This is a genomic window from Pseudoalteromonas sp. DL2-H2.2, from assembly GCF_021532535.1.
Classification (GTDB): Bacteria; Pseudomonadota; Gammaproteobacteria; order Enterobacterales; family Alteromonadaceae; genus Pseudoalteromonas; species Pseudoalteromonas rubra_A.
On the sequence record NZ_JAKGBD010000016.1, the window covers coordinates 16621 to 40669 of the forward strand.

Annotated in this window: 19 protein-coding genes; 7 read left to right on the forward strand and 12 right to left on the reverse strand. The window is 47.8% G+C overall.

Features of this window, described 5'->3' with window-relative positions:
• Nucleotides 1-19: 19 nt before the first annotated feature.
• The 8 genes from L1285_RS20335 to L1285_RS20370 all read right to left on the reverse strand — a co-directional run bounded on the left by L1285_RS20335 (nucleotide 20) and on the right by L1285_RS20370 (nucleotide 11015).
• Complete coding sequence (locus L1285_RS20335; RefSeq protein WP_235414043.1) at nucleotides 20-820, reverse strand: PKD domain-containing protein; 801 nt, start codon at nucleotides 818-820, stop codon at nucleotides 20-22.
• 238 nt (nucleotides 821-1058) lie between these two features.
• Nucleotides 1059-2537 carry an internalin gene (locus L1285_RS20340; protein WP_235414044.1) on the reverse strand — a complete coding sequence of 493 codons (1479 nt, stop codon included), beginning with the start codon at nucleotides 2535-2537 and terminating at the stop codon, nucleotides 1059-1061.
• 10 nt (nucleotides 2538-2547) lie between these two features.
• Nucleotides 2548-3417 carry a GEVED domain-containing protein gene (locus tag L1285_RS20345; RefSeq protein ID WP_235414046.1) on the reverse strand — a complete coding sequence of 290 codons (870 nt, stop codon included), beginning with the start codon at nucleotides 3415-3417 and terminating at the stop codon, nucleotides 2548-2550.
• Between the two features lie 9 nt (nucleotides 3418-3426).
• Nucleotides 3427-4671 carry a hypothetical protein gene (locus tag L1285_RS20350; protein WP_235414048.1) on the reverse strand — a complete coding sequence of 415 codons (1245 nt, stop codon included), beginning with the start codon at nucleotides 4669-4671 and terminating at the stop codon, nucleotides 3427-3429.
• A 51-nt stretch (nucleotides 4672-4722) separates the two neighbouring features.
• Nucleotides 4723-6675, reverse strand: coding sequence for a Hint domain-containing protein (locus L1285_RS20355; protein WP_235414050.1), 1953 nt, complete (start codon nucleotides 6673-6675; stop codon nucleotides 4723-4725).
• Nucleotides 6676-6765: 90 nt separating this feature from the next.
• A complete protein-coding gene (locus L1285_RS20360; RefSeq protein ID WP_235414051.1) occupies nucleotides 6766-9591 on the reverse strand; it encodes a M4 family metallopeptidase in 2826 nt (941 codons plus the stop codon).
• 578 nt (nucleotides 9592-10169) lie between these two features.
• The gene (locus tag L1285_RS20365) at nucleotides 10170-10673 is read right to left on the reverse strand and encodes a DUF4240 domain-containing protein (protein ID WP_235414053.1); all 504 of its coding nucleotides are present in this window, start codon (nucleotides 10671-10673) and stop codon (nucleotides 10170-10172) included.
• 132 nt (nucleotides 10674-10805) lie between these two features.
• Nucleotides 10806-11015 (reverse strand): cold-shock protein, encoded by a 210-nt coding sequence (locus tag L1285_RS20370; protein WP_010380108.1) that lies wholly within the window; start codon nucleotides 11013-11015, stop codon nucleotides 10806-10808.
• Nucleotides 11016-11483: 468 nt separating this feature from the next.
• Between L1285_RS20370 and L1285_RS20375 the strand changes: the two genes are divergently transcribed.
• On the forward strand, nucleotides 11484-12158 hold the full coding sequence (locus L1285_RS20375) for a hypothetical protein (RefSeq protein WP_235414055.1): 675 nt from the start codon (nucleotides 11484-11486) through the stop codon (nucleotides 12156-12158).
• Nucleotides 12159-12179: 21 nt separating this feature from the next.
• On the opposite strand, the gene L1285_RS20380 is transcribed toward L1285_RS20375, so the two are convergent.
• Both L1285_RS20380 and L1285_RS20385 read right to left on the reverse strand, forming a co-directional pair.
• Nucleotides 12180-13406, reverse strand: a complete 1227-nt coding sequence (locus L1285_RS20380; RefSeq protein ID WP_235414056.1) for an ATP-binding protein — start codon at nucleotides 13404-13406, stop codon at nucleotides 12180-12182.
• A 124-nt stretch (nucleotides 13407-13530) separates the two neighbouring features.
• Nucleotides 13531-15768: a putative bifunctional diguanylate cyclase/phosphodiesterase gene (locus L1285_RS20385; protein ID WP_235414058.1), complete on the reverse strand. Its 2238-nt coding sequence runs from the start codon at nucleotides 15766-15768 to the stop codon at nucleotides 13531-13533.
• Nucleotides 15769-15986: 218 nt separating this feature from the next.
• On the opposite strand from L1285_RS20385, the gene L1285_RS20390 reads away from it, so the two are divergent.
• Together L1285_RS20390 and L1285_RS20395 are read left to right on the forward strand one after the other, a co-directional pair.
• Nucleotides 15987-16592: a hypothetical protein gene (locus L1285_RS20390; RefSeq protein ID WP_046003986.1), complete on the forward strand. Its 606-nt coding sequence runs from the start codon at nucleotides 15987-15989 to the stop codon at nucleotides 16590-16592.
• Nucleotides 16589-17320 (forward strand): MBL fold metallo-hydrolase, encoded by a 732-nt coding sequence (locus L1285_RS20395; RefSeq protein WP_235414059.1) that lies wholly within the window; start codon nucleotides 16589-16591, stop codon nucleotides 17318-17320. Before L1285_RS20390 ends, L1285_RS20395 begins: the two co-directional genes overlap by 4 nt.
• Before the next feature lie 3 nt (nucleotides 17321-17323).
• On the opposite strand, the gene L1285_RS20400 is transcribed toward L1285_RS20395, so the two are convergent.
• Nucleotides 17324-17674, reverse strand: a complete 351-nt coding sequence (locus tag L1285_RS20400; protein ID WP_046003988.1) for a VOC family protein — start codon at nucleotides 17672-17674, stop codon at nucleotides 17324-17326.
• Nucleotides 17675-17846: 172 nt separating this feature from the next.
• Here L1285_RS20400 and L1285_RS20405 point away from each other — a divergent pair, with 172 nt between their 5' ends.
• The 4 genes from L1285_RS20405 to L1285_RS20420 all read left to right on the forward strand — a co-directional run bounded on the left by L1285_RS20405 (nucleotide 17847) and on the right by L1285_RS20420 (nucleotide 21857).
• Nucleotides 17847-19631 carry a glycoside hydrolase family 3 protein gene (locus L1285_RS20405; protein WP_235414060.1) on the forward strand — a complete coding sequence of 595 codons (1785 nt, stop codon included), beginning with the start codon at nucleotides 17847-17849 and terminating at the stop codon, nucleotides 19629-19631.
• 64 nt (nucleotides 19632-19695) lie between these two features.
• Nucleotides 19696-20493: a D-glutamate cyclase family protein gene (locus tag L1285_RS20410; protein WP_235414061.1), complete on the forward strand. Its 798-nt coding sequence runs from the start codon at nucleotides 19696-19698 to the stop codon at nucleotides 20491-20493.
• A gap of 85 nt (nucleotides 20494-20578) precedes the next feature.
• The gene (locus L1285_RS20415; RefSeq protein ID WP_235414062.1) at nucleotides 20579-21310 is read left to right on the forward strand and encodes a 5-oxoprolinase subunit PxpA; all 732 of its coding nucleotides are present in this window, start codon (nucleotides 20579-20581) and stop codon (nucleotides 21308-21310) included.
• Nucleotides 21311-21335: 25 nt separating this feature from the next.
• The gene (locus tag L1285_RS20420) at nucleotides 21336-21857 is read left to right on the forward strand and encodes a GNAT family N-acetyltransferase (RefSeq protein WP_235414063.1); all 522 of its coding nucleotides are present in this window, start codon (nucleotides 21336-21338) and stop codon (nucleotides 21855-21857) included.
• Between the two features lie 56 nt (nucleotides 21858-21913).
• On the opposite strand, the gene L1285_RS20425 is transcribed toward L1285_RS20420, so the two are convergent.
• Nucleotides 21914-23998, reverse strand: coding sequence for a beta-propeller domain-containing protein (locus L1285_RS20425; RefSeq protein ID WP_235414064.1), 2085 nt, complete (start codon nucleotides 23996-23998; stop codon nucleotides 21914-21916).
• Nucleotides 23999-24049 lie beyond the last annotated feature (51 nt).

Consider the following 24049-nt stretch of genomic DNA (forward strand, 5'->3'; position numbering starts at 1 on the left):
TGTAGGCAGGGCTACTTAACTAACGACGTCTGCGCATGACACAGGCACCAGCGAGCAATAAGATCAGGAAATGAAGGCTACCGCCAGATCCCCCTTCATCAGACTTGCCGGTGTCTGGTGTTTTATTGTCGCTTCCTTTGTCACTACCTGGGTTGTCACCACCGTCACCTGGGTTGTCGCCACCGTCACCTGGGTTGTCACCACCGTCACCTGGGTTGTCACCACCGTCACCTGGGTTGTCATCACCATCACCAGGGTTGTCATCACCATCACCTGGGTTGTCATCACCATCACCTGGGTTGTCATCACCATCGTCCGGCTTATCACCGTCGTCATCAGCTTCGATGACTTTCAACTGAGTGCTGGTACTCGAAACCACGGTTTGCTGCCACAGCGCATCGACCGACAATTCAACATCACCTGGTTCTGCAAACTTCGTTGTAAATTTGCCGCTGTCAGCTCCCCCACTGACATGTTCACCAGCAACGTACCATTGGTAGTGCAAATCAAGCGGCTCGCTGGATGTCAGGTTTGCCAGAAATTCAACGTTCTGCCCCTGAATCACTTCATCAGGCTGTAAGATAATCAGTCCGACAATTTTTGGAGAAATAAGATCAACTTGCTTTTCAGAAGACTCCAGCAGTTTTCCACCCAGGTACACTTCTCGGGTTACGGTATAAATGCCAGGTTGTGCGTACTCGTGTTCAGGTTCTGCCTCATGAGAAACAGAACCGTCACCAAATCGCCAAAAGTACTGCGCATCATTGGCAGACACAGTGCAAGTCAGTATGAATAAAAGACTGGTTATTACTTTGTACATAGTCACTCCCTGATAGTGATATTTAATCATACGTGACACCCAGGCTTATCAAGTGCAGCCAACGTATGACGGTCTTGATTGTAACACAAACGTTAAAAAAATGCAGTCCGCTAACTAATCCGTCTAATAGTACTACTTAAAATGCGTAAATGTACTCGCTTGTATTAGGTAATTGTTCGGTGCCAGACAGTAATTTTACAATAGAGCGTATGTCTGCAATCAGACATACGCGTCAGTCCTACTGCTGAAATACCACACCATAAGTACTTAATGCAGCCTCGCACAATCGCCAGTTTAATATTCCACGTGCAGGAGCGTTTGCGTCGATAAAAGTCGGTGCCCACCTTAGGTTACGAAACAGAACGCTGTGTGCCTGTGAAACAACCCCTGAGCGAACGGCCTCCTGGCGGGCTAACTCACATTGTTTCCAATCCTGGCCATCACTCGATGGCAATTGCAAATCCGTTATATCGTAGCTGGCAGGGCAGGACTTTCCTCGCTGAACACACGCGTTTTTCATTTCCTGCACCTTATTTTCACAGGCATATCCGAAGGGATTATCACGGCAAAACTGAGCGGCTGTGAAAGAAAACCAGGCATTATCGTAGGCAAGCGTTTTGATGCGTTCCACAGCCAGGCGCTGCGCCTCGGGAAGATAGGCATAATAGCTATTGAGCAGGTTAGCAGCTCTTTGCTCGTCCAAAATGGCTTGTTTAAAGTCATCCTCAAGCTCAGTGATCAACCACTTAGTCGCATTTCTGACGACCTGATAGTCGGGTACCAACGCGCGCAGTGCCAGAGAGGATTTGTCGTAACGCGTCGTATAGTAACGCACAACATTGTAATCACTCAGCGACGACAACTGGCTATTAAAACCCGTTTTTGCGTACTTAACCGCCTCATAAAACATATCAAAGCAAGGCGTTGGGTTATCCAAAGAGCAAGTAATGATATTATTAGGTATGACTGTCAGCAGCTGTTTTGGGTCGCCACCTTGCTGTACCGCCCTTACCGTTATTTTGACCGATGACTTTGTGTCATTCTGCAAATACTTAAGCTGCCCACCTACATTGAATACACCACCATACAAGTCCACATTCAGATAACCACCTATGTCTGACTTATCTTTATTACTACCATAATCAATCTTTAGATTAACCAGTACGTTTGCACCATACTCGATCCCCGTCACAAACTCATCGCCCACTAAAGCTTGCAACTGAGCCTGATGATTGTTGGCAATATTGTCGCCAACTCGTGACAAGGTATATCCCGTGTTTTGATTTACGGGCAATAGCAGACGCTTTTTCGGAGTGCTGGACGCACTAAAAGTATAGGAGCTTGAATAAGTGCTGGATGCCATTTCCTTTGCGAGCGAAGCCCCGGCAGAGACGCGCACCACGGGAAAGTTCACATCAGTATCCACGCTACCGTTGAGAATACTCAACATGTCGTCGTAGCCCATGTCGATACCCGTTTTGAACTGCAGCTCCGTATTGCCAAAGCTTTCATCAATAACACCGCTTACTGGTTGTACATTTAAAAAGCGCTTCTTCTGACTATCGTAAGCCGTTCCGACTTCGATATGGTCATTAATCAGCCCTGAAACAACCGAGCCTGCCAAATTGCCGCTGCTCATCTGAGTATCTGCACTTTGTGCATACCCACTTACCAGAGCGAGCTTCACCATCAATAATGTAGAGTAAATTGGATTCATATCATCTTCCTTAACGAACAGTGACCAAGTAATCTTCTACTTCGCCGTAATGAATACGAGTACACGCATCATTTGACCCACCTCCGGCGTCCGTCGCTACGCGCATTAGCGTCAAACCTTCGGGTACTGTTGCCGGTACGTTCAGTAAGAATTTGAAAACACCCGATGACGCTGAGCGATACACCATTTCAGAGGACTCAAACTGACCATTGTGATCCCAGTCAATCCACACACGCGCTGCAACATAGGACGGAAATTCCGGTTCTTTATTGCCCGGCTTAATCGTAACTTTCGATGCCTGATTAGCTCGCAGCACAAACACTTTGCCCGAAATCAGGCTATGAGCATGCTTTTCTGATTGATGCGTGGAGTCATCCACTGTGACTTCTGAGATCCACTCCCATTCATGCTCATAGCTACGATTCTCACAATAAGACCTGGGTAACACGGTAGTTTTAAGCGCGACGGGTTCATACTCCACAGGCATAATTGAACATGCTTCATGCGCACTAGTGCCCGCATACCACTGATAAGGGTTGGTAAAATCAGTGTTTGCAAAAGTCAGGTACTGAGCTTTGCCTGCAGCCAACGCTGTATCGGAAAGCCATAAGGCTTTGAGCTGTCTAAGCTTTTCTTCCTTATCGACAATATCAGACGATGCATGCATCCGCTCCCATAGCTCAACCAGCACATCATCATAACATTTGCGTAGCCAGGCAAATCGGCCTTGAGCCTGTTCAACCGTAAGTAAATCACCTAATTCACTGTATCTGGCTTGTTGGTGTTTATCGTTGCTTTGCTCTGATACCGAAGCGACGGCCTGAATACCAAAAGCCATCATTAATACCAGTAAGACTAATAAAAATCTAAGTAAATTCATGAGATATCCTTATCTGAGAACGTCACTGATGGCACTATAATCGCGAACATACACGAGATTGTCGGCCTCATAGTTAATACAGTAATTGCCTTCCGGATTGCGCTCGCAATAGTCGACCAGATCGGCGAACAAGTTCGCGTTAGCACGACTTTTGCTTTCAATGTCCTGTAACTGAATGAGTTGCTCTGCAGAAAACTGGGCTGCATAGTAACGCTGCAGGTTTTTGGCGCGACGATACACCAGACGCTCCTCTATCCAGCGCGCAGTCAGCTCTTTGATGATTAGGCGAGTCAGGTAATTAACTGGCGTATAACCACTGTCCGGGATAAGCTGCTGGAGGCCCGCGCCAGAGTCTAAATAACTTGCGGTATACACTTCACTAATATTGTAATCCGCCAGTGTATCGAACTGGTTGATATAGTCCGTTTTTAGATAATTGACCGCCGCTTCAAACAAGTTAAAACAGGGCTCAGGGTTAAGTAGTGTGCAGTGCATGATGCCATTGGGTATGATCTGCAGCAGCCTGTTTGGATCTCCCCCACTTTGCATGCCACTTATCGTGATATTCACTGAGTTTCGCTTTTCTTCACTTATCTTCTGCAGTTCACCGTCAACTTTAACGCTGCCTATCCAGTCGACGCTCAGATACCCGCCTATGGTGCGTTTGTCCGCTTCATTCCTGTACTCAATTTTCATGTTAATAACAACATTCGAGCCATAGGCAAATCCCTGGACAAAACCGTCCCCCAGATTGCTCGCTTTGTTACCCGGATACGCTGTTGCCAACTCCTGTGCCGCCAATGTCGGCTGATAGCCCGTATCATTGTGAGGAACCAACATTCTGGATTTGGGTTTTACAGAGGAATAGACAGTGTAGGTACCCGTATACCTGTCTGCACTAATATCTTTGGCATAGTTCGAACCCGCATCAACTCGCACTGCTGGTAATTCGAAACCAGCATCGACCTTGCCATCAACCAGTTTGAGGGCTTGCTGATAGTTAAGATCAACACCTACTCGAAAATCAATATGTGTATTACCCAAGTGCTCAACTTGTTTGCCAAGTACAGATTGCAGCCCCAAAAATAGCTTGCCTTTGCTTTGATAAGCTGTGCCAAGCGGGACAAGATCTGTACCCTGACCAATGGTCGTTCGCGCTTTTACTTCATGGACAGCCATAGTGTGAGCATGTGCCTTTGCTAAAAACAAAGCTCCCAATAACAACATAAACGAAACCACATTACGTATTTTCATTATCATATCTCCATGAAAGGCCCTTTCGGGCCTTGGTTTGTCAATCCATGACTATTGCTTAAGGCTGTTCAGATAGTCCTGGTGCCATGCCTGCGGCAGACGATTTAGCACATCTTCTGTCGTTTCTACCTTATTGCTAAACTCATGCTCGCTTTGCATTGCCAGATCACCCACTTGCAGGCCATTGGCAAACATACTGAAAGACTCTCCAGGTTGATAATCCGGGTCATCTTTGCTGCGTCCCAGGCGAAGGTTATATACTTTATCGGTAAACTCAACCTCCTCGATATGAGTGATCATCTCGAGCCCGTTTTCGGTTAAGATCTGCGCCCCTTGCTCTACCTTGCTCGCCCACACAGCATTGCCTGATTGCATCACAACAGGGTGAGACTCAGTCAATAACAGCGTTTTACCCGACTTGGTTTTGAGCTGGACCATAGGAATAGTTTCAACACCCACAGAAATATCTTCTATCGTCAGTGCCAGATGATTAGCAGGTGTAAACTCACTGGCACCCAGTACCTGATCGCCCACTTCAAGTTGCTCTATGGGAAGGTGTTTGCCATTTGGTAGCGTAATTAAGGAACCTTCAGCCAGACAACTGTAGACAATCTGCATCTGAGGGCGGTCTGTTTCACCCCAGCCACTGTCCATGTCAGTAGAGCCAATGACAAAAGAAGCCGTTCGTGGCGGTCTGCCCGGACGCATTACATGATCAAGCGCAAAGTGCATTATCCAGTGAGTATCCTGATATCTGCCAAATAATGTGGCGTCTCCAAACACCCCCTCATATTGCGGGATATTCCAGGATATGATTGTCCGATCCATTCCCTTCCACTTGTCGTAGCGCAGGTTTAATTTCCTTGCGAAGAGGTCGCTGATATCCTGATAGTCAAAATCACCAATTGCTACGGCCCCGCCTCCCTCCTTCGTCTGGATAAAGATATTCGTTCCGTGATTCATGAAAGCAGGCTTATTCGTTACCGGGCTCTCGACTAGGGTTATTACGCCGTTTTCCTCCTGAACTTCCAGTGTTGTAAAATCCGGCAGGTAGATGCGCGTCACCTTACCCATCACGTTAAAGCTCCCTTGAAACGGGACCTTTAATTTAGTTTCGCTGGTTGGTGTGCCTATTGGGTAAATATTTTCATAATCACAATCGCCATAATTTCGATTCAGACAAATAATGATCTTACCGTCAGGCACATCCGCACCGCCTTCAGAGCGATTATCAATGGGCTTTTTTATGTCTGTTTTAAAACCATCTCGCCCCGCCAGAGGAAGAAGTGAGACGCCCTCAGTGTCAGACGCGCCTGATCTCGGCTGCGCAAAATAACCTAACTTAGCCAACAGAGTATCCTTCGAATACTCCACCACAATGTTTCGGTCTTCAACAATTTGCTTATTGTCGGCTCCCTTATATACTGAGGTCACCCAGCCATCGGCAAAAATACGCTCTGAAGCGGCAAGTTTAGGAAGAATATCTTGTACCTTTGCGAAGGAATACACAGATTTGCGTTTAGCCTCCTGCCCGTCGCCAAAATATTCATTGTATGCCAGTTTAGTGAGTTGCTCGCCTTTCTCATTGGTTAGATGCAGATCTATCAATGTATAATCGGTCGATACCGTTTTACTGTTTAACGCAGATAACACAACATAGGACTCACCATTTGCATTACTCTTGGCGACTTCGATACCCATATGTTTAAAGAAAGAGCACAGCTCAGGTCTGCCGCTCAAGCAGTTTTGTAATGAGCTAGGACGCGGATTTTCTGTTACCAGCATGTCTTGCTCCAGCCTTTGCTCAATTAGCGAAAACAATTGAGGCCGATTTTTACTGCTTAGGCCATGCTGTGCCAGTCGCGCCTTTAAACGCTCATTTTTAATCTGCATGTCTTGCTGGTAAGCTACACCACTGGTTGCTTTTAATGAGCCAGCAAAAGTGTCAGGCATGACGGAGACCGTCCCCAGTGCCAGAGCAATGGATAAATACAGAGGTTTCATATTTTATTCCCTTAATATGGAGAGTTATTTGAGCAAACGCTCAGGTCTCGCCTGCGATGTGCCGGCGAAACCCTACAACAATTCATTCAATTAAGTCGGATGGAGCACGCTGTATATTTGAGGTATGTCTTTTTTTGTTTGGCAGGCAAATAAATTTGATAATTCACTATATGTGTTGCGTTGATAATTTTTTTCAAATACCAATTCTAAGCAAGTCTGAAAACCCATAGGATACGAAATGGCACTAGAGAAAGGGATATACGTTGAGCTATTTACATTCATCGGTTGTTCAAATTTTTCTGAGGGTTGCGCGCTGTCTGGCAAAAAGCTATTAGTGAATTTAACTTTATTACCGCTTTGAATTTCAAAGTTAAAATCAGAGCGTAACCACTCGCCTGCGCCTGAGAAGTCAACTTTTACATCGAAAACTTGGCCTTCATCTACTTCTCCACATGAAAAGAAAAAACCATATCTGGAGCCGACAACCACACGCATCATTATTTTGCCCGGGAGGAAGCCTTCAGGCAAAGAAAAAGAGACCAGCCCAGTATCCGTTATCTCTTCGACTAGATAGACTTCTTGCTCTTCATAAGCGCCATTGCGGTTGGTATCCAGTAATACCGTGACTTCTTGTCCAGCAGAATAGGCACCGAGTTCAATAGTGTTTCGCTGTTTAAGATATAAGTTTAAGGGCTGGTCCAATATCTCTTGATAGTTCTGTGGCAGTAATTGTAAATTGTGACCATTAATCAACACCTGGCTCATCAGGCCTGTATTATCTTCTCCAAACCACGGTGGGCAAGCCACGCCAAGAGCGCGCGAATAATAATCACGATAAGCAAGCAACTCCTCACCGTCTGTTTTGACTACATTGATCTTAAAACGCGTCAGTAAATCGGGCTCAATACCATGCTCCCTTTGTAAAAACGGATAAATCGCGCTACCGGAATTACGAGACCAGCCTTCAGTGACCCCATTACCCCAATCAACAGAGATACGCTCTATTTCACTGATTGGTAGCGTCTCAATCAAATACATGAACTCGTCATACTGCGGCATAGCAGCAACAGGTAGGCTTGAAATTTCAGATGTTTGCGCAACCAACCCAACTAGGTGTAACGCGCCATCTACATCCTTGCGTGCCTCCTCTACTAGCATGCCCACATTGCTTGAATCAGCCACCAGCATCAGGCAAGTAGCTGCATCATCTAGACTCGCGTTGGCAGGCAAACATGAAATATTAGCGTTTAAAAATAGTTTAAATGCTTCTTCAATAGTCCAACCATAAGTTTTTACTAGTTCATAGAAAGCTTTTCTAAAAAGGCCACCTACTTCATAGCGCGACATATTGGCACTATAAGCACTCAAATGGTCGATACTACTACCATCAAGTGATGGCAGCGAAAAATAACGCTCTCCGACATCTTGTACTCTTACATCCCAGCCGAGCCACCACTTTTTATCGTCTTGGGGGCGCCCAGTGCCATCGAGTATTTGCGATAAAAAAGGCTCTGAGGTGCTAAAGCTGCCAGACACGCTATGCTGTAAGTAATCCAGCACAGCAATACTAGAAATATCAGAAAACGCTTGATAAAAAGCGCCAGCTTCCCCCCAACTTTCCAGCTGACTATTCCAGTGTGTCATTGCATATGCAGCCTCATAAGCAACAATACTTGAAGTAGTAAGCGAATAATGGCTGACACCATAGTATCCTGTACCATAGTTTACATAGGCTCCGTCCCAGTAAGCCTGATTCATACCAAAGGTATTGTTTCTAACTCTTTGTTTGAGTGTTTGTAGACAGTAGCCATCAATAGGGCAATCGGACACTTGGTTTGGAAACAGTTCATTCAGCTGTTTATGAAAAAACTGCATGGTGAGCCCACCGTAAAAATGAGCGTCACTTAAAGGCCCATAGCTAAAATAGTCATAATAGTCAGTGCCGACGTCGTCACCATTAAAGTACTCATAATAGCCATCACAACCGTACATAAAGGGGTCTGTGTGGTGAGAGTAATAGTCAATTGTCTGCACATACGGGTTTTCTAAAAAGCAGCGCCCTCCTTCTTTTCTAACAACAAATGGATAGCCATCAAAGTCGGCAAAAATGAGCGGGCGAGCAGTATCGCTGACATCATTAAAAAGTAGTTCTGTTGAAGGGCTGGTCGTTTCATCATATTGATATCTGAGGCAAGCCTCCATTGTCGAAGGCTGCGGTGAGTAACATATAGCCCCCATTTTCTCGTTGCCGCCTATGCCACCAGCTGCAACGTATTGCCCACCATCAGAAAGCTGCTCTGCGCCTTGCTCTGCACGGGGAGAGTGCATAATGCCTTGCTCAGACTTAAGGACATTCAGTGTATCAGCATCGATGGTAAGAGTACGTATGCCCTCCTTCGAAGTGGCGGTAACCTGAAACACGCCCATTAAACGGCCTTGCCAAGTCAAATACGCACGCCTGAGATCTTGCAACTTGGTCTCGGACGTTAAGTCTGCCGCCAGCCGTTGCTCTATGTCAGCTGAGGGCAAACTGAAATAACGTCCATCAGTGGCATCAGGCAGCTCTTGCGCTCTTATAGTTGCACCCAGGCCCTGCAAGACTTTACCGGTGCTGTCTCTGAATAGTACAAATTGACCACCGATGACTGGTATACCACGATAATAAACTTGGTGATGTTCGAAGCGCTTGGTATTCCCTATGGTTTTCACCCGCTGATAACGTATTCCGTTATCACTAAGTGCCCCACTCACTTCAGCGGCCTTGGCTCGAGCCTGTTTCTTAAGCTGGTTCTCAACTTCATGCCACAGGTGCTGTTGGTTTAATAATGAATGTGTGTCTACCCACTGTGTCGCGGCATTGCTCAAACAACTAACACCGCACAGAAAGGCCGCCAAAGAGGCTTTTTTTATCGGCATTCACTCTCTCCCTGAATACATATTGTTTACAAATAAGACAGTTTCCTTTTAAGTTTGACACTTAGTTCGGCGCTAACAATTGGCAGCTAGAGCCACTTTCGAACAAGGATACAAACCTAACGTATTGCGTAATAAAAGCGTAATGGACAAACGTTAAAAATGAAACAAAAAACAAACAACCTGTTAAATTTTCATGTTCACTTCTGAACTCTCAACACTATGGGAGGATGCAGGCAGGGACAATACAAAAGGACCATGTGATACGGTACTTCTTGTATATAAATGGGATTATCTCTGATATTTAAACATTAGAAATTAAAGAGGTAGTAATTTGACCAATATTTCAATAGGTTAAAAAGAGTCTTCATGGTTTTTCTGAAAGTCTATTTGCTTTTTCAACACTGTGATACAAACAACGACCTATGCGAGGTTGCAAAAAAGCGCATTTAGTTATGTGCGCTTTCAATCACAGCGGCCGGCGTGCAGTTAATAATCCGCTTGTACCGGCGCTTTACACATTACGTACAACGGACTCGTAACCACAAAAACAGTGCCAGACTCTTTAAGCCTGGGGTAAATTACCCCTGCCAGTACTTAGCAAACAACTGTGGGTAGCTTTGCTTTAACATTTTGGGTTTATTTTTAAACTGTTTGCCCTGTGGCGCATAGTTCACTGTGTTGTGATAGGGCAGCTCCTGCTCCGTTTTTTGCTCGTAGAGCAGCCCTGCTGTCAGGTCCAGCTCGTCACAATACGGATAAGGCAGGTTGTCGCGCAGCGGCATGTCTTCAATACGTGCCAGGGTATCTGGCTCGCCCAGCACCTGATCTACCACGGCTTCGCCCTGGGTCAGTAACCAGTTGCAGAAATCCAGAAAGTCATACTCACTGTTACAGCCGCAAGTAACATAAGCTGCGCCCCAGATATCCCAGTGCCATAAACGTCTGAGTTGCTTGCTGTAGTGGCTATCAAACTCGGCCAGTTCGTTGTCAGGCAGTGCTTCTAGCCTGGTTTTTAATTGCGCCGCTTTATCTTTAGTTTGGTTGTCGATGGCAATGAGCTGCCAGAATTGAGTCAGGTCCATGGAGTAAAACACATCAGGGGATAATGATGCGATCTTACCACAGCCAGCTAAGTGAAAGGTATGTTGTGCCGGGTTACAGACACAAAAAAAGCAAGCCTTAGCTTGCTTTTTCTCTTAAGCAAAAACCGCCAATTATAGCTTAACGATTTCTTCTGCCTGAGGACCTTTTTGGCCTTGAGTCAGTTTAAACTCAACGCGCTCACCTTCAGCTAGTGTACGGAAGCCGTCACCTTTGATTGCACTGAAGTGTGCGAATACATCTGGGCCATTTTCCTGAGCGATGAAACCAAAGCCTTTTGATTCGTTAAACCACTTTACGGTACCTGTTAAAGTATTAGACATAATAGTAAATCCTGAATATTAAAATGATGCCAATCCTTAAAAGCTAACCTCTGCCCTGATGCAAAGGATCCTTCTATACAAAAAACTGGCAAACCTATGCCCATGTGGGCGCATAGACCTAAATTTTGCCGGTGATAAAACTTCAGGACGGTACTACTACAAGCAAAAACTTATACAACAACGTAATGGAGATTTATAAACACTGACCCAAATTCTGTCTACGTTCATCTTATCGGGCTGCCCCTCTAAGTCAACTAATTTTTAATCATATTTGTTAATTCTTAATGACACTAACAAGTCGCTTTCAAGGCAGAGCTGGCAAGGGTGTACCTTTTTTATTTTATCTATTTAGCAGGATTATGATCGAGGGCAAATTGTGGTTAATTTAACCGGATATAACACCTTTGGAGACTATGCTTTGCAACTAAACTGGGTATAATTCGGCGCAGATCCATTAAGGCGCTTTTTATGCTCAAAGATATTTTTCTTCGGTTGACCCAGGTTGTTGTGTTGTGCGCTCTCAGTGCACAGCTGAGTGCAGCCCCATTAACCATATCTTATCTGCAACATCCCAGCGTCCGCGATCAGGCCTTGCCATTAGTTCAGGCAGCGTACGCCCAGGCAGGCATCGAAGCGAACTTTATCGCAATGCCCGCGCACCGGGTGTTACACGAAATTACCGCAGAGCATACCGATGGCGACGTTATTCTGGCACAGGAGATATTCGCCCCCTTCAAGGATGTTATTTCTGTAGGTCCAGCATTAACGGAGGTGGAGTTTGTGCTTTTATGTGTCGCAAATGTGCCCTGTGACAACTCTGTACTCGTGGCAACACCCAGTACCATAGTCGCGACCGACCAGTCCAAGCGCGTGCTGCTCACTAAGTACCCCCAGGCGCAGCGAAATCACTTTTATCAGATCAACAATTTAGGCAAGTTACCTGAGCTGCTAAATGTAAACCGCTTCGACTACGCTATTTTTGTCGTCTCAACTCAATGGCCGCTGCCCGACTCGCTCGCGCATTTGAATGTACATCACTTATTTAACTCTAAAGCCTATCATGTGCTGCATAAAAAGCATGCATCAATGGCTGCACAACTGTCGCTGTCTATCGCAACGGTCAAGGCACAAAAAGGACTCTGATAAGTCTCTTAGGCTATCCGCTTACGGTTGCACGATTGGTCCGGATACGGGGAAACGCAGTACTATACTCAAACCATTTTCATAGCGGCTAACATACACGGTGCCAGCTAAGTCATTCAGGGCAATGCGCTTAACATGTGCCAGGCCAAGCCCCGACCCTGCAACTTGCTTTTTAGTTGAGTAAAATGGTGCAAAAATGTCTTCCGGATGTATTAGGTTTACACCTGCACCATTGTCACTCACTCTAAGCTTGAGTTCCTGATTTTTTACCTTAGCAGCAATTCTGATGGTCGGCTGTTCAACGCCCTCGAATGCGTGTTCAATGGCATTGGTGATCAGGTGGTTAAGTGCTTCAATCAAACTGGCGGGTTTCAGGTGGAGTAAAACATCTGCACTTGGATCAGTATCGATTTTAAGCGCTACCTTCTTCTGGGCTAAAGACGGCGCCCATACCTCTGCCAGCGAATTAAAAACGTCTGAAATACGGCACACCGTTGAAACCCCGTTGTGGCACTGCACAATAGACTGTTTAAGCCGGTCAATTTTGTCGTCCATCTGATAAAGATTGCGCGACAGCAGGGCTGCCGCCTGACCAATACAACCCGCCTGTTTACGAGCCTCTTCCATGCCATCAGGTCCCTCATCCAGTGCACGCAAAAGCAGACTGGCCGACTCAACCAGCATAGAGGCAGAAGTTACACTCACACCCAGCGGCGTATTCAGTTCATGAGCCAGCCCCATGGTCATTAAAGTCTGCTCTTTGAATGCTTCTTTGTGGTCCTGCTCCTTTTGCTCTGCCAGCATTCTCAGTTGTAACTCAAACAAGTGTTTCAGTGAGCTAAGCATGGCTCTGGTTTTGCCATCAAAGGTATTTTCTTTATCATCGAGCACACACACAGTGCCAAACACAGAGTCGTCGACATTTTTAATAGGCAGGCCAAGGTAGGCAATCATGCCCAGTTTAATATCCGGATTATGATCCCAGAGCGGGTCTTTGAGTGCGTTGGGAACAAACAGCGCTTGTTGGGTTTTAATCACGGTTTCACAATACAGCCCGGACTGATCCCAGCATTCACTGTCATCAATCTCGTAGGGGTTTTGACTGTTGAGGCTTTTATTAAACACACTCAGGTGGGCACCATTGAGTTTCATGATCAAAGCTACAGGCACCTCCAGTAACTCCGCTACCCGAGTGAGTAGTTCATTCCATTGTGTAACCAGTTCGTCTGATAAAGTGTTGGTGTTCACGTGCCTGCTCCTGACAAGCCCTCTGTTGGCAACATACCTTACAGGCTTGCTCTTTGAGTATAGCTTGCTAGCACCAATTTAAAATTCAAACTACAGCGCCAACTTTAAAGGAGCATTTTAGCCATTATGACTCGAGATATCGGGCCAGATGTATTTCAATTTCTTTCGCACTGAGTGGCTCGCCAAGATGGTAGCCTTGCAATAAAGGACACCCCATTTTGGTAAGTAACCTTGCCTGTTCAGGCGTTTCTACGCCCTCTGCGCAGCAAACAACACCAAGGTTGTTGGCCAGGGTGAGCACCGAACTCACCACACCCGCAACCTCCTCTTCCGCAAGCCCATTCAGGAGTCCGGGGTCCAGCTTTAAGCCGTCAAAGTTGCATGCATGAAGCTGCCCGATACTGGTATGACTGGCATCAAAATCATCGATTGACAGAGTAAATCCTGCCTCGCGCCAGGCATCAACCACTGAGTTTAACTCGCCGCCCAATACCGATAGCTGTTTTTCAGTCACTTCAAGTTCGATATGCTGTGGCTGCAGCCCGTGCCCGGATATACTGTGTGTTAGTGCGCTCAGTGCTTCTTCTTGCTGCAGCGTCTTAACCGCCAGATTCAAGCTTAACCTGAGTTTTGGGTGTTGCGATTGCCACCTGGCAAAATGGCTTAATGCTTGCTCCCACAACTTAACCTGCAAAGACATCAGCGCTTTTACATCACTTAATTCAGCAATAAAGCGACTGGCTTCAACTAAATCATCCTCTTTATGCCAGCGCGCCAACATTTCGAGCTTAACAATGCGCCCATCCGTTGCGTTCACAATGGGCTGAAAGTGCGGTACAAACTGATCTTGCGATATGGCTTCTAAAATTGCCTGTTCCAGCGCCTGATTCTGTTCGACCTCGTCATCCAATTGTGCACAGTAGAACTGCATGCCGTCTTTGCCGGATTTTTTTGCCCGATACATCGCGCTGTCCGCTCGCTTCATTAATACCTCAGCGTTATCGCCATCATCTGGATACAAAGCCACGCCGGCACTCAGTGTCGCCTGTACTTCAACACCTTTGATCTCATACTTTCCGCACACCCTGTCGAGTACTTTCTTGATAACGCTGCCAACATGCCGTTTGTCTTCAATAGCATCGAGCAACAGCACAAACTCATCCCCCCCCATCCGGGACACAGTGTCACAGGCACGAATGGCGTCCGTGAGCCGCAGTGCAATTTGTTTGAGTAGCAAGTCACCAAAGTCATGCCCCAGTGAATCATTGATTTTTTTGAATTTATTGAGGTCCATAAACACTACCGCAAACTGATGGCGGTTACGCAGCGCCCGTTTACAGGCCTGGATCAGCCTATCCTGCAGCAACAGCCGATTTGGCAGGCCAGTCAAGGCATCGTGGTGGGCCAGGTGGTTCATTTTGCGCTTGAGTGCGCGGGATTCGGTCACATCCTGAAAAATCATCACAGCGCCAATCACTTTGCCCGCATTGTTGTATACCGGCGAGCAGGAATCATCAATTGCAAACTCCAATCCGAGATGATTCCGAAAACAGGTCGAATCCGGCAAACTAACCGTTTGCTGGCTGCGCATGCACACCGCCATCTGATCTTCTATGGGCCGATCGCTACCTTCATGGTATAAAGGCATCACTTTGCTGATGGGCTGCCCTTTCACTTCTTCCGTAAGCAGCGCTAATACGGCCTCGGCAACCGGGTTCATAAAGATCACCCGGCTATCTACATCGCAACAGATAACGCCATCACCAATCGAACTCAGGGTAACTGCCAAAAGCTCACTGTCGGTGTCTGCCTGACCTAAATGGGGAGACAGCGGTAAATAGCGGGCAAGGTGCAAATTGCGATGGTCAGAACTTTGCAGTTCAAATAACCCCGTCACACGCTCGCTAAGCGCACTGACCAGCGTCAATTTAACCACCTGACCTGCTTTTGGTTGCTCCAACCACGCCGCAAGTCTTGCCCAACTATCTGGCTCAAGTAATTCATGCAGGTTATAAGCGAACAATTCGGTGTGGCTCTTGTTCAATGCTTTGGTCAGGCCATCACTCATACTCACTAAACTGGCATCTGAGCTAAACACAAACTGATACCCGTCGCTTGCCTGAAATGCCTCCAGGTAAAAATGATGTGCCTCGTGATGCTTATTGCTGCGGATAACGCCTTGTTTGCGATTTAACCCCCACACGACCAGGCCAGCCATCAACGCAAACACGCCCCCTATGACCAGCGCAAACACCATAGGGTTGGCCAGAAAACTAGCAGGCGATTGAGTTGCTGCACTAACCTGCCACCCAATGACAGAAAAACACAGACAAACGGTTGATTGCAATGCAGAGGGTTTCACTCACACTCCCGGTCATTTTTTCATGTCGCACCTGACAAGCTTAGTCGTTATCCCGTTACTTTGGTAATGCCGAGTAGTACTTTTGAAGCCTTTGTTAATGAAAGGATTTAAGGTTGTAGGGTTATTTGCCATGCGCCTGCAATTATGCCGATTTCTGGAATTTCGGCGAATTTTATTCTAGTGTCTTGAAAGCAGCCCGTTGACAGTGGAGTTTCGCATTGAGCGACAAAAATATCGTAGACAGCTTCATTCGCGTTGCGCGCATTATTGCCAACCTCGATGCAATCCTGGCCGAAGCGAAAAACCTCTCATTAACCGCTAAAAACGCCCGTGTTGTTGCACTTCGGGCCGGAGATTCTGCATCAGGCTTTAAGCCCATAACTAATTTTATCGATGAGTTTTCAGAGCAAACCATCAAAACCACAACCCATATCTCCGCCTTATCCAATCAGTTGTTCAAAATCGCTCTTGAAGCAGTCAGAAGCACTCAGTTCGATATGCACGTCGGCAAAGCCGCCACCTTAGTATCTACCCCGCAACTGATAACCTTGCAGCATAAAGCCAAACTGGATAGGCAACAGCAGACCAAAAAGCTGGAAATTGCCCTGCTGGAGCTGGAAAGCTTTTTTGAAGAAATAAACAAGCAAATGCGCAGTGCCGAATACATTGCGGTCACAAGCCGGGTCGAGGCATCCAATGCCGGTGAGTTCAGTGACAGCTTGCAATCGGTCTCGGATTTTATTGCCAGCGCGGCCAAAACCATTAAGCAATCAGTCACCGTCAACCTAAACGAAATCCATACCCTGAGAGGCACCTTGCATTGAAAGCAACACCATTATACCAGGCTGCCAGTCACAGCTGGCTTATGTTCGGCCGCGACGAAGGCAAGCCGGAAAAAATCATTGATACCAACCAATATCTGGTCAAGGGCAAAGGACAGGCCGTCCTGCTCGACCCCGGCGGTACTGAGCTTTTTTCACCTATGCTGGCAGCTATATTGCAGCATATTGAGCTGCAAGAACTCACCACCCTGTTCGCCTCACATCAGGACCCGGATATTATTTCTTCACTTGGGCTGTGGGATAAGGCCTTACCCGGCGCCACACTGCACGCCCCCTGGTTATGGGAAGGGTTTATTCGTCATTTTGGTATGAGCAACATTAAGTACCAAGGGATCAAAGATGAAGGCGGCGAAATCCGGCTCAATGATATCAGCCTGAAACTTGTGCCCGCGCACTATCTACACTCGTCTGGTAACTTTCATGTGTATGATCCACAGGCAAAGATACTGATGAGTGGCGACGTGGGTGCAGCACTGGAAAAAGCCGGTGCGCCGATATTTGTCGAAGACTTTGGCACGCATATCAAGCATATGGAGTATTTCCATCGCCGTTGGATGCCATCCAACCGGGCCAAAGCCAACTGGATTGCGCGGGTAAAAGAACTCAACATCGAAATTATGGCACCTCAGCACGGCCGTTTATTCAAAGGAGAAGCCGTGGCTGAGTTCCTCGAGTGGTTTGCAAAGCTGGATGTCGGTATCGCTACCTGAGGCTCATTTATCGCTCCATACCGCCAGTTCATTGCCACTGGGCTCAATAAAATGGAACCGTCTGCCACCGGGAAAGCTAAATATTGCTTTGTTAATGGTGGCACCGGCCTGCTCTATGGCCTGCTGTGTTTGCTCCAGGTCATCGCTGTATAGGACCAGCAATGGCGCACCTTGTGCCTGACTGGCCGCCACATCGCTCAGAAAAAAGCCGCCTTCCAGGCCTGATTCGCTGAACGCCACATATTCGGGGCCATATGACTGAAACTGCCAGCCAAACACAGATTCAAAGAAAGTTTGTGTTGCCGCTAAATCCGCTGCTGCAAATTCAACATAGTTCAGAGTGTGGTGTGTCATAGTCTTTCCTTTTATTTTTTATATTCAACAGGTGTTCACCGGCTCCTGCTATAACCGACAACCGTTTGAACTGAATTGGCTCCATCTTAGCGCTGTGGCATGATAGAGTGCCAGAAAAAATAGCATATTTATAATGAATACCTTGTTTCGCTTCACGTTAATAGGTTTGCTCATGACCCTCACAACCCCGAGTATCAATGCTCAGCCTGCTGCTGATTTACGCGCCCTGATAGGGCAAAAGCTGATGCTCGATTTACGATACTTTTGTCAGCAAGGCAAAGGCGCTCAGTGCCGCACGCCCATGACGACTCTACCGCCGGAATTAAAAGCGCTGCTACACGAATACCAGATTGGCGGTGTGATCTTATTTGCTGAAAACGTTCAGGACGTTAAGCAAATTGTTACGCTAACTGAACAATTGCATAGCGCAACGGCGCAACCGCCCTTTATTGCCATTGATCAGGAAGGTGGCCGGGTTGCCAGAATTAATCGCTCAGAAGCCACATCCTTTACCGGAAATATGAGTATTGGCGCCAGCTATGCCGAACATGGCACGCACTATGCGCATCAGGTTGCGTCGGTCATAGGCAAAGAGCTGGCGGTACTTGGGATCAATGTTAACTTTGCTCCCACGGTTGATGTTAATGCCAACCCGGATAACCCGGTTATTAATGTGCGCTCTTTTGGTGAAGATCCGCATATGGTCGCAAAGCTGGGCGCTGCGCAAGTCAAAGCGTTCGAGCAACAGGGAGTGATCTCTGCCATAAAGCACTTCCCGGGCCACGGCGATACCAATGTTGACAGCCACACCGGTTTACCGCGCGTAAACCATGCTCTGAGCCAAATCCACCAGCAAGACATCGCGCCCTTTGCCACTATCATCAAACAACAAACGCCGGGTATGATAATGACCGCACACATCCAGTACCCTGCGCTGGACGAGACCCAGATAGTCAACAAACACGGCGAAAAAATGCTTCGCCCGGCCACAATGTCGCGCAAAATTATGCACGACTTACTCAGAGGTGAGCTGGGATATCAGGGTGTCACAATCACAGATGCGCTGGATATGGCCGGGATCAGCGACTTTTTTGAGCCCGAGCAGGCCGTCATTGAAACCTTTGCGGCAGGCGTAGACATTGCTCTGATGCCCTTCTCTGTTCGCAGCACGCAGGACATCCAAGCATTCAGAGCGTTTATGGCGAAGCTGTACCAGCAAGCCTCAAGCCAGCTTGATATCACCGAGCTGCGAACATCAGCGCAGAGAATACAAGCGCTCAAGACCCGCTTTTTGCCGCCTAAGCGTCACCTGTCTGCACCGATTGCGCAATCTGTGTTGGGTAACCCTCAACACCGCAAGCTGGAAGCTGAGCTGGCGCTGGCAGCCATCACAGAGGTGAAAAATGATAACCTGCTGCCACTGGCAATTCGCGCCAATCAGCGTATTCACCTGATCATGCCGGACAAACAAAAAGCCATGGCACTTAAGCAAGCTTTGCAGGCTCACACTGCTCACCCGCTCATCATCACGCTGTCGAGTTTGCAAGGTTTTAACCCCGCGCAGGCCCGGGCTGACATAATAGAAGCGGACTGGATCATTACCGGTCACGCGACGCCTGCACAAAGCGCGGTAGAAATCGGCGGTATGGAGGATGTTGCAACGCTGGCGCAATTCTCGTTGGCAGCCCGTGCCCAGCCTGATGCCCTGGAGGACCTGCTGAGCTTTGCGCAGTCGCAACATAAACCCACCTTGTTTATTAGCTTGCGCGCCCCTTATGAAACAAGCCGGTTTGCGCCCTACAGTCAGGCAGTGCTGGCAAGCTATGCCTATAATGTTGATGTTGAAACGACACAGGAAGTCAGTGGGCCAGCCTACACCGCACTTGCCAAAGTCATTTTAGGCCTGGAAAAGGCCAAAGGAAAACTGCCTGTCAGCGTAAACAAACAGGCAGAATAGCACCAGCGGCCTATAATATTGGTGAGGTGTTGTTGAATCCGCCTGTTACCTGATGAGGACATGTATGGACCCAAAGGCATCACTCACTGCTCCCAACGCCATTCGCGCCATGATCCGGGCCGGAGATTATTCCGGCCCCACCAACGGCTTTGTACCCGGCTTTGCCCAGTGTGATATTTTAATCCTGCCCGAGGCCAATGCATTTGAATTTCAGACTTATTGTCAACACAATACAGATTGCTGTCCTTTGCTTGCCACCAGCATTGCGTCGGGAAGCTATCATCTGGATCAGCTGGGCCAAAATATAGATATACGCACAGACGTGCCCCGTTACCGCATTCTCAAACACGGCCAGCTCACGGAAGAAGTGTCTGATATCACCCATTTGTGGCGTGACGACTTTGTTACCTTTGCGCTGGCCAGTTATCTTGCCTTCGATACCGTGCTCAACTCCTTTGGTATTCCCAGTCCGCTGGCCAATCCCACACACTCACTACCTATGTATATCAGTCACCTCGAAAGTAATCAGGTCGGTCCGTTTGGTGGCAATAAAGTGGTTTGCATGCGCCCAATGCAAAAACAGGAGTTAATCAAAGCCATTCAGGCCGGTTCAGTAAGCCGGGTGCCACACGGTATCCCGGTCCACTTCGGCGAGCCGGGCGAGATAGGGATAAAAAACCTCGGCAAGCCAAACTTTGGTGAGCCTATTGCCGTTGCTGCGCCTAAATTGCCGGTATTCTGGACGACCAGTTTAACGGCTCACCTGGCCATCACCCGGGCTGCGCCTGAGTTGTGTATTATCAATTGCCCACAGCATTTGCTGGTTACAGACAAAGCTGATCTCGGCCTGGTGATTGACTGAGACCTGCTTTCTTTAAACGTGTCGTTCTAACCCTTGCGCTTCAATCCGTGTTAAGGTCTGAAAAAATCCAACAGAAGGGCAGTCTATGCTGTTAAATTGTGACCTTGGGGAGAGCTTTGGTGCCTGGAAAATGGGCCTGGACAGCCAGGTAATGCCCCATATTGACCTGGCTAACATTGCCTGTGGCTTTCATGCCGGCGACCCCACTGTTATGGCAACCACACTCTCACTAGCCAAAGCACATGAAGTCGGCATTGGTGCGCACCCCGGTTACCCCGACCTGCAAGGATTTGGACGTCGCTCCATGACCTTGAGCGACACCGAGCTCAGAAACACCCTGCATTACCAAATTGCCGCACTGGATGGCATGGCTCGGGTACAGGGTTTGGCGCTGGGTTATGTAAAACCCCACGGCGCACTGTATAACGACATGATGCGTAATGAAGCAATCCTCCTTCAGGTGCTCAAAACCCTGTCTGACTATCCGGCTGAGCTAAAACTCATGTTGCTGGCAACGGCCAAGCAAGCAGAGCATGCACGCCTTGCATCACAGTTCGGGGTTGAGTTACTGTTTGAAGCCTTTGCAGACAGACTGTATACAGACGAAGGGCAACTCAGTGCGCGAAGCCTGCCAAATGCCGTTCACAACGAAGCCAATGTACTGGCACAGGTAAAGCAATTGCTGGCGCATGGAACAGTCACCACGGCCAGTGGTCAGGCTTTGCCATTAAAAGCAGATACGCTCTGTGTCCATGGCGACAACATGGACAGCATTAAGCAAATTGTTGCCATTAAAACCTTACTCAAAACCCAATAGCACTTGGTATCAAAAGGAATAAACTATGATTGAAACCTCCCGACTGCGCCTCAGGCCGCTCACCCAACAGGACTGGCCATTTTTTCTTCGCCTCCACCAGCACCCTCAGGTAATGCGTTTTATCGGTGACCTCTCTGAGCAAAGTCATATCCGTGAGCAATTTGACGGCCGCCTTATCGACTGGCATAAAGAGAGCAAGGCGTGGCTGACTTTGCTTATTGAAGAAAAAAACACAGGAGAGCCTGTCGGTTTGCATGGTTTTTTGTCGAGCTGGTTGCCTTACCAACAGGCGGAGCTTGGCTTTATGCTCACCCCTGAGTATCAGGGTAAAGGATACGCCAAAGAATCAACCCGCGCAGTGATTGATTTTGCCTTTAATCAGTGTGGTTACCACAAGCTGACAGCCACCGTAACAGAGGGCAACGAGGCCTCTTTCAACTTGCTAACCAGGCTTGGATTTGAGCATGAGGGCACACTCAGGGATAACTACCGGATCGGTGAACAGTGGTGCCATGATCAAAAGCTTGGTTTAATCACTCCCCACTAAGCAGTGGTAACGCAGCCAGCATTCAATGCCAGCTGCGTGGCGGTTAAAAGCGCTTATTAGAAAGGCCCGCTGGTATCCTGTGGCGATTGCCACAAGCTTGACCAGACAAAGTTACCGTGCACGTAGTAAATATGTTCATCATGCAAAATACCTCTGTCGTCGCCAGCCCAGAAATATTGCGATGTGTCGGCGTCTGGTTGCTGCTCAGCCGTACTACTGCCCATATACAGTAACTTGGGCGTTTCGCCTGTATGTACTTCAAATGCGGCCAGCTCATTGCGCCTGTACCAGCTCACGGTGCTTTCACTGTCATTCTCAGTCTGCCAGCTTTCCACGGGCAGCGTCATCCTGAACACCTCATCGCTGTGTTTGATGTAGCTAAATGCGTGATAGTCAAACTCAACCGGACTAAACCCGCCACTAAACACTTTTTCATCAACCAGTGAAGGCGCACTCATATCACTGACATCGAATAAACTGACTTTGGCGCCAAAGTCATCCTCGTTATCCAAAGGCCCGTCGAGAAACCAGTTTTGCACGTTCTGACCAATACCTATGAGTAGCTGTTCAGACACTGGGTGGAGATACGCAGAATAACCGGGGATCTCCAGTGCGCCGGTGATCTTAGGGTCGCTCTTATCACTGAGGTCCAGCACATACAACGGGTCTATCTGGCGAAACGTGACAATATAGGCTTTATCAGCAAAAAAGCGTACCGCATAGATATCCTCTTCTACCAGCCCATTGTCAGAAACTTTTCCGATTGGCGTGGTGCGCGTCTGATTGGGTAACTGGGCAACCACCGCCAGGCTTTCATCTTGCTTTTCCAGCAGGTAAAGCCTGTGCAACATACCGTTTGCCTCGGTAAATCGGGTCGTCACCACACGCAATACCCCAGCATGCTCACTGAACCTTAAGTTGTGATTGCTGCGCCCCAAGTGACCGGCCACTTTGCCAGACACAGTGTAGCTGACCGCCTGTTCGCCCAAATTAAACTGGTGGATCACTGTCTGAGTTGCGTCATCAAACGAAGCTTTCTCAGAATCATAATAATATCCATAAAGGTAGACATTATTTTCTGACATGTAGATCCCTTCGGTTCTACTCGCGATACAGGTCGTGGTCAATGAATCGGGGTCGTTGAGTGACACGCGAGTCACAGATGTAATGTGATGGTATCCATGCAAATTGGATGCATTGTCTGGCATATAGCAAGTTGCCGGGTCGACCAATAAGCGCTCGGTGCCGGCTTTAATGTTGGTCACTTTAGGCAGCAGTTCAGTGATATCTGTCTCCGTTATTTTTTGGTAATTAACGACATCCAGATCCTCACCCTCTTGTTCAAACCCCGTAAAACTGGCAGAGAATTCGCTGATCAAATAAAGCGAGTTACCGATGACACGTGAATCAACCAGCTCGCCATCAAAGCGAAACTGATGGGTGACTTGAGCCTGTGAAGGGTCTTTGACATCAACCAAGGTCAGCGCAAAGTCCTGGGAACCTAAGAAAGGTATAGATGTTGCGTCTACGGCTATTTCAGCCGTTAGTAAGGGCTCCACCATAAACCCACCCCGGTCATTGCTGAGCACGGCGGCCAGGTTATTCTCCTGCAGGTACAATTGCTGTTTTGCGTAAAAATCTGAACTGGTGATTAAAGTGGTTAATGGCCCTAGCGCGCCATTTTCTTCACGCTTCAAGATGCGAACAGACTGCTTGTGCTCCCCCTGTGCGGCCTGAAAATCAACGGTATTAGCAATATATAAGTGCGCACCGTCGTATTTCACTCTGTCACTTTCATCCACCGCTTGCTCCTGCACATTGGTGGTTGAATACGCTGGCGTGGCTCCATCGGCCTGGGGCGTACTCACCTGCTCGCCACTATCCTGAGGGGTCGTCACACCTTGTGCCAGGTAAATACCATTTTTGAGATAAGTTGCAAAATCCGCGGCACTTGCCTTACGCAGTTTTTTCGCGCTTGCCTCACCCGTGGTTAAATCAGGTACTTTATCGGGTGGCGTTTGCGATCCTCCATTACCCGGGTCCTGAGAGGAAGTATTCGTATCACTCCCTGAGCCACATGCACCGAGTAAAGATAAAGTAAGTGCTGCTACACCTAGCTTCAGCTGGGTAGAATATAACATTGGTTGTCTCCTTGGGGTTAAGTATGTATCTAACTTTACTCAAATACCAAA